Here is a 12,425-nt window from a genome sequence, read left to right on the forward strand (position 1 = left end):
CATGGCGCGCACATCGGCGGCCAGCACCTTGCCTTCACCAAAGGCGATGGCCTGGTCAGTCAGGCTCATGGCGTCACGCATCGAGCCATCGGCAGCGCGGCCGAGCAGCCACAACGCATCGTCCTCGAAGGGTACGCTCTCGGCGGTCAGAACATGAGTCAGGTGCTCGACCACACGCTCCGGCGGCATGTTCTTCAGCGAGAACTGCAGGCAGCGCGACAACACGGTGACCGGCAGCTTCTGCGGATCGGTGGTGGCCAGGAGGAACTTCACGTGAGGCGGCGGCTCTTCCAGGGTCTTCAACAGCGCGTTGAAGGAGCTGGTAGAGAGCATGTGCACTTCGTCGATCAGGTAGACCTTGAAGCGGCCACGACTCGGCGAGTACTGCACGTTGTCGAGCAGCTCGCGGGTATCCTCGACCTTGGTGCGGCTGGCGGCGTCCACTTCGATCAGGTCGACGAAGCGCCCCTCGTCGATCTCCCGGCATACCGAGCAGGTACCGCAGGGCGTGGAGCTGATACCGGTTTCACAGTTGAGGCACTTGGCGATGATTCGCGCGATAGTGGTCTTGCCGACACCACGGGTCCCGGTGAACAGGTAGGCGTGGTGCAGGCGCTGGCTGTCCAGGGCGTTGATCAGGGCTTTGAGCACATGGGTCTGGCCGACCATTTCGCGGAACGAGCGCGGACGCCATTTACGTGCAAGAACCTGATAACTCATGGAAAACCGTCATGTGAAGAAAGCAAATCGGGTAGGGACAGACCATTACTGGCCCGCCCCCCCCTAAGAACCGTACGTGCGGCTTTCACCGCATACGGCTCAAGCTTACGAAAAACCAAGTAGCTTGGCCGGCAACGTACGAAGTGTTGCGTCGGATTCTACAGCTATAAGCCGCTGAATCGTAGAGTTACCTCTTGGCGCTGGCTGTGAACCAGCGCGTGGCAGTTGGGATGAAGCAGGGTGCGATTACGTAAAGTATCCGAGCCGCCGTCCACACGCCTGATGACGTGGTGATCGTGCCAGCCCGTTTCCTTACTCACCGCTTGCCCGCAAAGGGCACAAAGCCCCTTTTGTCTGCGGAAGATACTGAGTATCTGCCCCCGATAACGCAGCTTGTGCTGCATTCGCTGGACTCTCAGTGCCTCCCACTTCAGTTCGTGTTCCGCGTCGTAGGGGTTGTAGTCCCCCGGAAGACGTTTGTGGCGCACGATTGCGGTTCCCGCCAACAGGTATAGCCGGCGGTACTGCTTTTCTCCCTTACCATTCTTGTAGGGGTACGCGAACACCCAGCTCTGCCCGCCTATGGATCGGAAGTATTTATTCCTGATCCAGTCAGCTGACTTCCTCGGATGCCTACGCTTCACCCACCTCCAGATTCGCCAAAAGATCAGGTGATCCAGCTTGCTGAAGGTTTCCTTTGCCACGACCGGGGAGTGGTATTGTGCCCACCCCTTCAGTACCGGGTTCAGTTGGCCGATCAACGCTTCCTGCGTCAGTGCCCCACTACTTTTGATGATCTCGCGCACCTTCCGATACAACGCCGAGGCGTTCTTCTTCGAGGGCTTGATCAGCAGCTTGGCCTTCCTGCGTGGTGACTTCGGCACGTACTTCCTGAAATTCCACCCCAAGAAATCGAATCCTTGGTGAATGTGCGTGATGCGCGTTTTCTCCCGAGATAACTCAACCCCTCGTACTGACAGGAATTGCTCTACCCAGGGCTTGACCTCTTCCTCCAGCAGCTCTTTCGAGGCCGCCAGGATCACGAAGTCGTCCGCATACCGTACACACTGCACCTTGGTCTTCTCGGCCTTCTTGATGCCTAGCTTCTTCGCCAGATGACGTTTCAGCTGAGTTTCCAGACCGTTCAGAGTGGCATTGGCCAGACAGGGCGAAATAATTCCACCCTGCGGCGTCCCGGCTTCCGTTGCCATGAGTTGTCGCCGGTCGATAACCCCGGCTTTTAACCACTTGCGCAGTACCTTGGTGTCCATCGGAACATTTCGGCATAGCCACTCGTGGTTGATGTTGTCGAAGAAGCCTTTGATGTCCCCCTCCAGAACCCAGGCCGGTGCCACTTCGGGCGCCAGCAGGTGGAAAAGTTCAACCATGGCATCAGCGGTCGATCGGTCAGGCCGGAAGCCATAACTTTTCGGGTCGCTGGTGCTTTCTATTACAGGCTCCAACGCTTGCAGATGCAGCGCCTGCATGGCCCGATCCAACATCGTCGGGATGCCCAGCGGGCGCTCCTCCAGCTTACCGGGTTTCGGTATCCAGACCCGCCGTAGCGGTTTGGGCCGATAACCCCGTTGTTTCGACAGACTTCCCACAGCACGGAGCTTGGCCTGGGGCGATCCCCAGGTTTCTCCATCGACGCCCGGAGTCTTACGACCCCGGTTCTCCGTGACTCGTCGTACAGCCAAACAGCGGCCGTAAAACGAATAGGTCAGCATCCGTTGCAGGCGTTTAACCCTGCGCCAGTTACCTTCCTGTGTTGCCTGCGCAATCTTTAGCTGCGTTTTCCGAACGGCTTGCTGAATGGTGGCCCAATCAAGATCGTGCCAATTCATCACTCCGCCGGAGGGCGCAGACGCGACCGGTGTTGCTGGTTGCGTTTTCATACAGTCCTCCTGAGATGAACGACATTCAGGACGGACTACTCCCCTATGGGCAGTAGTCGCCCATAGGGTCGTTTGGTTATCGCTGGAATCAGCGGCTCTTCTTGCGCTCGTAAACCAGATGCACGTCAGCCAGGGTTGCCCCTGCCGGTGATATTTCAACCGGTATGCTACCCATTACAGGCAGCCATTCGCTTTTTGCATCCTCTTCTTCCCCACACTCATCAGCGCCCCTTGCGGTTTGCCTGCCTGACCATGTTACTGGCCAGGCGAGTGGTCGGGATTGCCACGTTCCCCGAGTCGCATCAATTCCCCGTTTAGGCTTCGTCTTTCCCCCGGCAGCGGTGTAGTACCGCATCCCTTCCACTCATAGGGATGACTAACTGCATTGCCATTTTGGCTGGGGCCAATAATTGCCGTAGGCCCGTCGATTATGACGAGGGTTCTGGCGACGATTCACATGTGTTAGCCATGCGGGTTGGGTCATTAGCCTCGTTACGTCCGTGCAATTCGGACGTAAAGCGTTCTCCGTCACCGGATAACACCCTCATGGGAGCGAGACATTGTTAATCGGGCTTCACACCCCAGGGTTGGCCCCTGACGCATGCCGATCTAATGAACTGGCAGGTACATGCCAGGCTCGGTACTTCCTGTGCCAGCGAAGTTGAGCAATGCGATTCGGAGCTTTTCGCTCCGTGCTTGGTTCAACATCCCCCCAACGTCTCACGACGGTGAATTGGCTCACTGCCAGACGTGCGAGGATGAGTTCTGCCCGGAGGACAAATTCACCCTCGGGCCAGACATTTTTAGTAACAATTCGATGATAGCTGAACGTTACTATCCTGTTTCTGTAACCGCTCATTGACCCATTTTAGGGTGTGAACAGATACAGCTTTTGTTATCCATCCCCGCCAAAACGAAGCGTTTCCAGGGTGTGGATTAACCAGGCTGAGCCGGTTTGTTGACTGCTTTTCTGGCTTAAACCCCCTGATAGCAAGGGATTCAGGTGCCTAGGCGCAGTGACCTAACCAAGTCCGGCACGTTCAACGTGTCGCACAAGTGGGCTAATCCTAGCGGAGCAACCGGCAAATTGCATCCGCCATCCGAGCCCCAAGGCGGCCGGGCATGAGCTCGGCAAATAGCACTGGTCAATTCTTGAACAATGGCGTATCATTCGCGCCGTTCGTACCACGCTGTAAGTCAAAAAGGCCGTAGCGCCTCCTCGCTGGTTTCCCGGTTCAACGTCTAGCGCACCCTGCGCTGCCGCCCTCCCCGATCCCACCTGCTGACTGACCAGGCCGACTCGCCACTTATCGGCGCTGTTTCTCTGCCTGCCTCCGACGTACCGACCACGCCGAAGAACCGTAACAATGGAACTTTATCGTGCCCATAAAGCTCCGAATGGTTTACCTAGCAGGCCGCTTTTCGGCCGACCTCATGGAGCAAAGCGCGCATCGATGCGCACACCGTTTTAAGGAAAACCTAACAACATGAATACTCAACATCAGATCCAGAAAGCCATCAGCACGCTGACCCACGCCTTCGCACCTTTCGACTGCCGTATTCAGGCAACGCGCAAGGGCAGCTTCAGCTTTACCTTGGTCGACAAGACCGGCATTGCCCAGTACAGCCAGCGCCTGTATCCCGGCCAGTACAACGACGACTCGCTGCAACAGGTGATCGAGCGTACCCGCCAGTCGCTCACGGCCTGAACCAATCCACCATCCCGAGGTCGAAGGTGACCAACCATCAGGATGGAGTGGGATATTTGGAACTCACCAACCAGCAACTCGTCGATCACCTGTTCAACCCGCTGCGTGCCAGCTTCAGCTCACCACGCCCGGACGGCAGCATCATCCTCGCCCTGCTCGACGAGAGCGACAGCACCGTATACAGCCGAGTCCTGGCCAAACTTCAAGTCGACGACCAGAGCGCCTTCGCCCAGAGCCTGGAAGAGATTCGCCTTGAGTTGGCCCTACGCGCCGGCAATATTCCCGCCGACCTGCGCAAGACGCTCAAGGAACAGGACAGCGTGTTGAACTACCGCATCGCCTAATTCCGCCCAAAGATCAAAGCCCGCGCCATTGCGCGGGCTTTTTCTTGCACGCAGGAAAACGCTCGACGCGATATGCGACTTGAAAAAGAGGGAATCAGGAAGCTGGCAAACGCCCGGAAAACTGGAGGTGGACCCTACCAGCCACACCCCGGCACTCGATGTCACCGCTGCGGCTGCTCCCTTCCGGGCCTGACCGGGTTCACGGCTGATCAATGCGAGGGGACCGGCAGGGCCACCATAACGCTGCCCACCATTGCGATGGGCCGCGCCATTGTAACGACTAAACGTAAACTTACAACTGCTTCAAACACTTAGATACGCAAGTCGCTCACCTCAAACGCGGAAACGGCCCACCAATTGGGCCAGGCCAAGGGACAACTCGGACAGGTGCTGACTGGCCCGCGTGCTTTGTTCGGAAGTCTGCGCCGCCTCGTTGGAGAGGTCGCGGATGTCGCTGATGTTGCGCGCGATCTCCTCGGTGACGCTGCTCTGCTCCTCGCAGGCCGTGGCAATCTGCGCAGCCATGTCGTTGATCCGCTGCACCGAATCACCGGTCACGCTCAGTGCCTGGTCCACTCCAGCTGCCTGCTCGACGCTCTGCCGCGCCCGGGCGCTACCCGAATGCGTAGCCTTGACCGCATTCTGCACACCGACCTGCAGGCGCTCGATCATTTGCTGGATATCCTTTGTCGAGTCCTGAGTACGCGCGGCCAGCGCCCGCACTTCGTCAGCCACCACGGCGAAACCGCGGCCCTGCTCCCCCGCGCGCGCCGCCTCGATGGCCGCATTGAGCGCCAGCAGGTTGGTCTGTTCGGCGATGCCTTTGATAACCGCCAGCACTGCGCCGATGTTGGCAGTTTCCTGCTCCAGGGTCTGAATGGTGTCGGAGGCGCTTTCCACTTCCTGCGCCAGTTGACGGATCGAGTTGATGGTCACGCCGACCACCTGCGCTCCCTCGCGAGACTGCACCTCGGCATGCCGCGCGGCATCGGCGGCACTCTGCGCGTTGCGCGCGACTTCATGCACCGCCACGCTCATTTCTGTCGCTGCGGTGCTGACCTGATCCACCGCAGCATGCTCGCTGCTGATCAGCCGGTCGTTGGCCGCCGCCATTCCCGCCAGGCTCTTGGCCGAATCAGCCACTTCACCGGTTACCCGCCCGACTTCCCTGATCAAAGGCTGCAGCTTGTCGAGAAAACGGTTGAAGGCATGGCTGAGCTTGCCCAGTTCATCTCTGGACAGCACATCCAGACGCACCCGCAGGTCGCCATCGCCATCCGCGATTTGCTCGATGCGGTGGAGTAGGCTGTGCAAGGGCCGGGTCACCAATAGCGGAAAGCCGACCACCAGTGCCACGCAGACCAGCAGGCCGATGGCGATGATAAGTCCCTGCTGCCAGGCCAGAGCCTCACCGTGCGCAATGGCTTCGGTGCCGACAGCGTTGGCGGCGCTGTCTTCGAGTTCACCCAGCTTATCGATAGCGGTACGCGCTTGTTCGAAATGCACTTCGCTGTCAGCGAAACTCAGCCTACTGGCTGCGTTAGGATCGCTGTCGGCCATTTCCAATACGCGCAGAGAAGTCGCTTTCCAGCGCTCATAACCACGATCGAATTCCGCCACCAGCGCCAGCGCCTCTTTACTCGGCTGCATTGCGGCGAATTCGTGCACCCGGTCGTAGGCTTGCTGCAGGTTCTCCGCATGGGAGGCGCGAAGCTCCGCCGCATGCGCGTCGGAGTCTTCGTCGAGCAAACTGCGCTCGGCAATGAAGGCTTGATAAAGATCACGGTCTGCATTGAGCAGCAGGCTGATTGCCGGCAAATGACGATTCGTCAGCGTGGTGCTGGATTCGGCAACCTGGGTGATACCACGCATGCCCAGCGCACCCATGGTAACCAGCAAGGCAGCCAACAATAGAATCGGCAGAGCGATTTTCCAGCGAAACCCTAAATCGGCGAATGCGCGCAACATGATGGCACTCCAACAATGGGCAGGTTTCAGAAGCTTAGTCGAGCCTTGCCAAGTCGCCGTCTGGCTGCAAGAACAATGATTGGCTCAGACCAGCCTGTGCGACCGGCTCGATAGCGAGCCATGCTCGGCACCACAACCAGGCCGATGCGTTTTTTGGTCGCACGCCGGAACCACAAGGGCCGATGCGACACTAAGCCCTATCGGAAGTGCCTGCTGCGGCGCAGCCGAGCCCTATCTTTTGTGCTAGCTTTCCCACGTTTTCGGCTGTGCAGGCCTTGCCTGGCGCGCCGAACCTCTCACCTGCAAACGGAGTTACATCATGGCAATCACCAAAGACCAACTGATCAGCGACCTGGCCGAGGCCGTATCCCTGCCGAAAGCCACTGTCCGCACCCTGATCGATCAGTTGGGCGAAATTGTCGGCGACGCGCTGGAAAATGATGGTGAGATCACCCTGCCGGGTATCGGCAAACTGAAGGTGAGCGAGCGTCCGGCCCGCACCGGCCGCAACCCGCAGACCGGCAAGAGCATCGAAATCGCGGCCAAGAAAGTGGTCAAGCTGGTACCTGCCAAGGGCCTGACCGACGCGCTGAACTGATCCAGCGTCTGGCCGCGACTCGTCCTGAGTCGCGGCCATCCCCTACCCCCGCCTTACTCAGCCAGCACCTCGATGCTGCCGCGCATACCCGCCTGGTAGTGCCCGGCGATCAGGCACGCGAATTCGAATTCGCCAGCTTGATTGAACGTCCAGATCATCTCACCCTGCTGCGCTGGCGCGACGTGCGCCATGTACGCCTCACCGTGCGCCATGCCCGGTGCCTTGAGCATCTCGGCGGCATGCTCGTCCAGGGTTTGCCGTGTTCCCAGAACGAACTCGTGCATCAGCTCGCCCTCATTGCGATGGACGAAGCGGATGGTCTCACCCTGCTTGACCTGCAGCCTCTCGGGGGTGAAGCGCATGCTGTCGTCCATACGAATCTCCACGCTGCGATCGACCTTGTCGGCCTGCCCGGCGATGCCCCAGGGCTTCTGCTGCGGGGCGTGCTGCATCATGTTCATGGCGCCATGGCCGGCGTGACTGTCCTCGTGGGCCTGGGCCTGCACCGCGCTGAGCAGTGTTGCGAGCAGCAGGGCTGGCACGGTGTAAGAAGCTCTTTTCATCTATCCATCTCCAATCATTCGTATCGTTAGCGCGCAACCAGGCGCGCACGGCCAGCCAGATGCTGCCGTGTGTAAAGGTGTTCGATCAGACGAAAGAGAGACGCGGCGGACGCTCGGGCGTGTCCGGCACGATGGAGACAAGGCGCTCGTTCGATGAGCCAGGCGGCTGCGCAAGGCGCATCGGCTCGGCGTGAGCGAAGGGCTGGCTGATTACCACGGCACTGACGCAGAAGGCGCAGAGGCTGCAGACGGTGGCACTGGCCGGATGATGCGTGGCAGGTTTTGGCTTTTCGGCAGCCATCGTCGCACCATGCTGAGCGCCATGATCGACCATCCCGTGCAGCGCAGCGCTGCCATGCACCTGCTGGCAAAGCTGCAGGCCGAACGCGGCCATGGCTTGAATCGGCAGAGCCAGTATCAGCAGACAGACAAGGGCGGTATGCAGCCGTTTGCGCATGGCAGGACAAGAGAGCCAGAAGAATGCGAATAGCGATTATCCACCTCCAGCCTGCATCCTCCAACCCCACTTACAAACTCAGATGCCCGCTATACAAGCCATAACCCGCCAGCAGCGCGGTCAGCAGCACCGCGATGAAGATCAGCCATTCAAAGTGCCTGAAAACCGCCTGCCCCAGCTCCCGCTTGGCCTTGTGGAACAGCAGCACGCCCGGCGCGTAGAGCAGCGCCGACAGCAGCAGATACTTTACCCCGCCGGCATACAGCAGCCAGATGGCATAGAGCGTGGCCAGCAGGCCGACCAGCAGGTCCTTGCGACGCGTGCCGGGCTGCCCCTCGTAGCTGTCGCCGCGCAGCACCAACAGCAGTGCATAGACCGACGACCACAGATAGGGCACAAGGATCATCGACGACGCCAGGTAGATCAGCGATAGGTAAGTGCCCTGGGCGAACAGGATGACCAGCAGAAACAGCTGAATCATCGCATTGGTCAGCCACAGCGCATTGGCCGGCACCTGGTTGGCGTTCTCCTTGCGCAAAAAGGCCGGCATGGTGCCGTCCCTGGCCGAGACGAAGAGGATTTCGGCGCACAGCAATGCCCAGGACAGCAAGGCGCCGAGTAGCGAAACCGCCAGACCGATACTGATGAAGATCGCCCCCCAGCGCCCCACCACATGCTCCAGCACGCCGGCCATGGAGGGATTCTGCAGCGCCGCCAGCTCGGGCTGGCTCATCACCCCCAACGACAACAGGTTGACCAGCATCAGCAGCGCCAGCACGCCGAGAAAACCGATCACCGTGGCCTTGCCCACGTCGCTACGACGCTCGGCCCGCGCCGAATACACGCTCGCCCCTTCGATACCGATGAACACGAATACCGTCACCAGCATCATGTTTCGCACCTGCTCCAGTACGCTGCCGAACTGCGGATTGCTGCGGCCCCAGATATCGCGGGTGAAGATGTCGCGATCGAAGGCCAGCGCAACGATGACGATGAACAGCAGGATAGGCACCAGCTTGGCGACGGTGGTGATCAGGTTGATCAGCGCCGCCTCCTTGATCCCGCGCAGCACCAGAGCGTGCACGCACCACAGCAGCACCGACGCGCAGCCAATCGCCAGCGGCGTATTGCCCTCGCCGAAAACCGGAAAGAAGTAACCCAGGGTCGAGAACAGCAGCACGAAGTAACCGACATTGCCCAGCCAGGCGCTGATCCAGTAGCCCCAGGCCGAGGAGAACCCCATGTAGTCGCCAAGACCGGCCTTGGCATAGACGTACACGCCGCCGTCCAGCTCCGGCTTGCGATTGGCCAGGCTCTGGAACACGAAGGCCAAAGCCAGCATGCCCACCGCAGTGATGCCCCAGCCGATCAGCACCGCGCCCACATCAGCCCGCGCAGCGATGTTCTGCGGCAGCGAGAAGATCCCGCCACCGACCATCGAACCCACCACCAGCGCGGTCAGCGATCCCAGCCCCAGCTTGCGATTTCCATCCGACATGGCGGCTCCCTCGTACGGTTACCGCCAAACTCTAGTCGAGGCCGGCTCACCTGCCAGCCTTTTCAGGCTGCTCAGCCCAGCAGGGTGACGTGACGCGGATGGCTGGCAACGCGATCGACCCAGGCGCGTATGGCCGGGAAGGCGTCGAGGCTGAAGCCGCCCTCGTCCGCCACATGGGTGTAGGCATACAGGGCGATATCGGCGATGGAGTACTGTTCGCCAACCAGATAGGGCGTGCGTTCGAGCTGCTTCTCCATCACCTTGAGCGCCTTGTAGCCGCCGCTCAGGCAGCGTGCGTGCTCCTCACGGCGGGCTTCGGGCAAGCCCTGATAAAGCTGGATGAAGCGCGCCACCGCGACATAGGGCTCGTGGCTGTACTGCTCGAAGAACTGCCACTGCAGCACCTGGGTACGCAGCCGCGGCTCGCTGGGCAGGAACTCGCTGCCATCGGCGAGGAAGTTGAGGATGGCGTTGGACTCCCACAGGCAGGTGCCGTCTTCCAGCTCCAGCACCGGGATCTTGCCGTTGGGGTTCTTGGCCAGGAAGGCTTCGCTCTGCGTCTCGCCCTTGAGGATATCGACGTCAATCCACTGGTACGCCTCGCCCAGCAGATGCAGCATCAGCTTGACCTTGTAGCAGTTGCCCGAACGGTAATCGCCGTAGACCTTGAACATCGCGTTGCCCTCCCATCAATCCTCGCGGCAATCACCCTGCTTTTGTAGAAGCGGCTGGGCGGCATTCCGCTTCAGCCGCGAATTTCGCGGATAAATCCGCTCCTACAGGGAAATATCCAATCACGCACTCTGCGCATCGCGGATCACCGCCGCCAGCCGGCGCAGCCCCTCGCCCAGACGCTCCGGCGCCACATGACTGAAGTTCAGTCGCAGGTGGCCGGGGTTGGCATCCGGGTCGATGAAGAACGGCTCGCCCGGCATGAAGGCGACGTTCTGCGCCAACGCGGCGTCGAGCAGCGTGCGGGTGTCCAGCGGCTGCTTCAGGGTCAGCCAGAAGAACAGGCCGCCCTGCGGGATTTCCCACGAGGCCAGATCGCCGAAGTGCTCCTGCAGCGCCGCCTGCATGGCGTCGCGGCGAATGCGGTAGAAATCGCGCAGCTCGGCCAGGTGGCCGCGGTACTGCTCGCTACCCAGCCACTGCAGCGCCTGCCATTGGCCGATGCGGTTGGTGTGCAGGTCGGCCGACTGTTTCAGACGCAGCAGGTGCGGGTACAGATCCCTGGTGGCGATCAGGTAGCCGACGCGCAGGCCCGGCAGCAAGGTCTTGGACACGGTGCCGGTGTAGATCCAGCTGGCCCTCTGCAGGCGGCTGACGATGGGCGTGGCGCTCCCTTCATCGAATACCAGCTCGCGGTACGGCTCGTCTTCGATCAGGGTCACGCCGAACTCGTCGAGCAGCGCCGCTACCGCTTCGCGCTTGGCTTCGCTGTAACGGGTGCCGGACGGATTCTGAAAGGTAGGGATCAGGTAGGCGAAGGCCGGCTTGTGGTTTTCCAGACGCTGGCGCAGCGCAGCCAGCTCGGGGCCGTCGGCCTCCTGCGGCACGCTGATGCAATCGGCGCCGAGCAGCTGGAAGGCCTGCAGGGCCGCCAGATAGGTCGGCGCTTCGAGCAATACTTCGGTACCCGGATCGATGAACAGCTTGGAGGCCAGGTCCAGGGTCTGCTGCGAGCCGCTGACGATCAACACCTGGCTGGCATCGCAGGGCACGCCCAGCGCACGTGCCTCGGCGGCGATGGCTTCACGCAACGCCGGCTCACCTTCGCTCATACCGTACTGGCCCATGCTCGCCGGCATCTCGGCCCAGTCCACCTTGGGCAGCATCGGCTCGGCCGGCAGGCCGCCAGCGAACGACATCACCTCCGGACGCTGCGCCGCGGCAAGAATTTCACGGATCAGGGAGCTTTTCAGGCGGGCGATGCGTTCGGAGAAGGCCATGGGATGTCCTGGGGTGCAAAAGTCGTTGGAATTAAGTCAAACTGCTTGACCGAAACTACGCCGCCAACCCGAGATACGTCAATATGACTGACCTAAAAAATTTCCCCGAGAAGTTTTTAGCCCCATCCGCCGAGGGCGCGCAAGGTGGCCGTCATGGCGCGCAGGTCATCAAGAACGCCGCGGCTCAGCAGGCTGCCATGGAAGCCTTCTTCTTCGGCTATCAGGCTTTCACCGCCAAGCCCGACGAAATGCTCGCCAAACGCGGCCTGTCACGCGTGCATCACCGCATCCTGTTCTTTATTGCCAAGTATCCGGGGCTGAACATGAGCGAACTGCTGGGTTACCTGGGCGTGAGCAAGCAAGCGTTGAACATGCCGCTGCGCCAATTGATCGAGATGGACATGGTGCAGAGCGAAGCGGCCGCGGACGACAAGCGCAAGCGCCTGCTCGGCTTGAGCGCTGAAGGCGCCAAGCTGGAACAGGCCCTGCGCCGCGAACAGGCGCGCCTGTTGCAGCGCGTATTCGGCGAGATGGGCGAAGACGCCGTACGCGGTTGGCTGGATGTCAATCACGCCCTGGCTCGCGGTCGTTAGGAAGGCACCTGAGCATCGTCGTCACAAGCCCCCCGTAGGAGCGAGCTCTGCTCGCGAACCCTCTTATTCGCGAGCAGAGCTCGCTCCTACGGATTCAGCCCGCCTTTTCGTTCCCCTTCACCACC

12 protein-coding genes, 1 other RNA gene and 1 pseudogene are annotated in these 12,425 nt (G+C 60.6%); 4 read left to right on the plus strand and 10 right to left on the minus strand.

Annotation, left to right across the window (positions count from 1 at the left end; all coding sequences use genetic code 11):
* Positions 1 to 720: DNA polymerase III subunit gamma/tau (gene dnaX, locus B2U07_RS02365; RefSeq protein WP_296275640.1), on the minus strand; the 720-nt coding region annotated here is incomplete at its 3' end.
* 164 nt (positions 721 to 884) lie between these two features.
* A complete protein-coding gene (gene ltrA, locus B2U07_RS02370; RefSeq protein WP_296275643.1) occupies positions 885 to 2,618 on the minus strand; it encodes a group II intron reverse transcriptase/maturase in 1,734 nt (577 codons plus the stop codon).
* Between the two features lie 1,487 nt (positions 2,619 to 4,105).
* On the opposite strand from ltrA, the gene B2U07_RS02375 reads away from it, so the two are divergent.
* Together B2U07_RS02375 and B2U07_RS02380 are read left to right on the plus strand one after the other, a co-directional pair.
* Complete coding sequence (locus B2U07_RS02375) at positions 4,106 to 4,327, plus strand: hypothetical protein (RefSeq protein WP_197859471.1); 222 nt, start codon at positions 4,106 to 4,108, stop codon at positions 4,325 to 4,327.
* A gap of 56 nt (positions 4,328 to 4,383) precedes the next feature.
* Entirely contained in the window at positions 4,384 to 4,671 is a 288-nt protein-coding gene (locus B2U07_RS02380) for a DUF3509 domain-containing protein (protein WP_197859472.1), read from the plus strand.
* Between the two features lie 132 nt (positions 4,672 to 4,803).
* Here B2U07_RS02380 and ffs read toward each other — a convergent pair.
* The 3 genes and pseudogenes from ffs to B2U07_RS23015 all read right to left on the minus strand — a co-directional run.
* Positions 4,804 to 4,900: signal recognition particle sRNA small type (ffs, locus tag B2U07_RS02385), an RNA gene on the minus strand.
* Between the two features lie 104 nt (positions 4,901 to 5,004).
* Positions 5,005 to 5,784 carry a methyl-accepting chemotaxis protein gene (locus B2U07_RS23010; RefSeq protein ID WP_419096317.1) on the minus strand — a complete coding sequence of 260 codons (780 nt, stop codon included), beginning with the start codon at positions 5,782 to 5,784 and terminating at the stop codon, positions 5,005 to 5,007.
* A gap of 78 nt (positions 5,785 to 5,862) precedes the next feature.
* A pseudogene (locus tag B2U07_RS23015) lies at positions 5,863 to 6,639 on the minus strand (MCP four helix bundle domain-containing protein); the annotation flags it as partial.
* Positions 6,640 to 6,958: 319 nt separating this feature from the next.
* On the opposite strand from B2U07_RS23015, the gene B2U07_RS02395 reads away from it, so the two are divergent.
* Complete coding sequence (locus B2U07_RS02395) at positions 6,959 to 7,237, plus strand: HU family DNA-binding protein (protein WP_197859434.1); 279 nt, start codon at positions 6,959 to 6,961, stop codon at positions 7,235 to 7,237.
* A gap of 53 nt (positions 7,238 to 7,290) precedes the next feature.
* Here B2U07_RS02395 and B2U07_RS02400 read toward each other — a convergent pair whose 3' ends face one another.
* The 5 genes from B2U07_RS02400 to B2U07_RS02420 form a co-directional block, all read right to left on the minus strand.
* Positions 7,291 to 7,800: a cupredoxin domain-containing protein gene (locus B2U07_RS02400; protein ID WP_197859435.1), complete on the minus strand. Its 510-nt coding sequence runs from the start codon at positions 7,798 to 7,800 to the stop codon at positions 7,291 to 7,293.
* Between the two features lie 85 nt (positions 7,801 to 7,885).
* Positions 7,886 to 8,257 (minus strand): hypothetical protein, encoded by a 372-nt coding sequence (locus B2U07_RS02405; RefSeq protein WP_275544829.1) that lies wholly within the window; start codon positions 8,255 to 8,257, stop codon positions 7,886 to 7,888.
* 70 nt (positions 8,258 to 8,327) lie between these two features.
* Complete coding sequence (arcD, locus tag B2U07_RS02410; protein ID WP_275544828.1) at positions 8,328 to 9,755, minus strand: arginine-ornithine antiporter; 1,428 nt, start codon at positions 9,753 to 9,755, stop codon at positions 8,328 to 8,330.
* Positions 9,756 to 9,826: 71 nt separating this feature from the next.
* Positions 9,827 to 10,429 carry a glutathione S-transferase family protein gene (locus tag B2U07_RS02415; protein ID WP_275544827.1) on the minus strand — a complete coding sequence of 201 codons (603 nt, stop codon included), beginning with the start codon at positions 10,427 to 10,429 and terminating at the stop codon, positions 9,827 to 9,829.
* 120 nt (positions 10,430 to 10,549) lie between these two features.
* Complete coding sequence (locus tag B2U07_RS02420) at positions 10,550 to 11,707, minus strand: PLP-dependent aminotransferase family protein (protein ID WP_275544826.1); 1,158 nt, start codon at positions 11,705 to 11,707, stop codon at positions 10,550 to 10,552.
* Positions 11,708 to 11,790: 83 nt separating this feature from the next.
* On the opposite strand from B2U07_RS02420, the gene B2U07_RS02425 reads away from it, so the two are divergent.
* Positions 11,791 to 12,300: a MarR family winged helix-turn-helix transcriptional regulator gene (locus B2U07_RS02425; protein ID WP_275544825.1), complete on the plus strand. Its 510-nt coding sequence runs from the start codon at positions 11,791 to 11,793 to the stop codon at positions 12,298 to 12,300.
* Positions 12,301 to 12,425: the final 125 nt, after the last annotated feature.

Source organism: Pseudomonas sp. UBA7530, from assembly GCF_002479365.1.
Classification (GTDB): domain Bacteria; phylum Pseudomonadota; class Gammaproteobacteria; order Pseudomonadales; family Pseudomonadaceae; genus Aquipseudomonas.

What these genes read in the sequence shown, in the direction of transcription:
- B2U07_RS02405 (WP_275544829.1), bottom strand. Translation starts at nt 8,257, where the DNA reads ATGCGCAAACGGCTGCATACCGCCCTTGTCTGTCTGCTGATACTGGCT.
- B2U07_RS02375 (WP_197859471.1), top strand. Translation starts at nt 4,106, where the DNA reads ATGAATACTCAACATCAGATCCAGAAAGCCATCAGCACGCTGACCCAC.
- B2U07_RS02415 (WP_275544827.1), bottom strand. Translation starts at nt 10,429, where the DNA reads ATGTTCAAGGTCTACGGCGATTACCGTTCGGGCAACTGCTACAAGGTC.
- B2U07_RS02395 (WP_197859434.1), top strand. Translation starts at nt 6,959, where the DNA reads ATGGCAATCACCAAAGACCAACTGATCAGCGACCTGGCCGAGGCCGTA.
- ltrA (WP_296275643.1), bottom strand. Translation starts at nt 2,618, where the DNA reads ATGAAAACGCAACCAGCAACACCGGTCGCGTCTGCGCCCTCCGGCGGA.
- B2U07_RS23010 (WP_419096317.1), bottom strand. Translation starts at nt 5,784, where the DNA reads ATGGCGGCGGCCAACGACCGGCTGATCAGCAGCGAGCATGCTGCGGTG.
- B2U07_RS02400 (WP_197859435.1), bottom strand. Translation starts at nt 7,800, where the DNA reads ATGAAAAGAGCTTCTTACACCGTGCCAGCCCTGCTGCTCGCAACACTG.
- arcD (WP_275544828.1), bottom strand. Translation starts at nt 9,755, where the DNA reads ATGTCGGATGGAAATCGCAAGCTGGGGCTGGGATCGCTGACCGCGCTG.
- B2U07_RS02425 (WP_275544825.1), top strand. Translation starts at nt 11,791, where the DNA reads ATGACTGACCTAAAAAATTTCCCCGAGAAGTTTTTAGCCCCATCCGCC.
- B2U07_RS02420 (WP_275544826.1), bottom strand. Translation starts at nt 11,707, where the DNA reads ATGGCCTTCTCCGAACGCATCGCCCGCCTGAAAAGCTCCCTGATCCGT.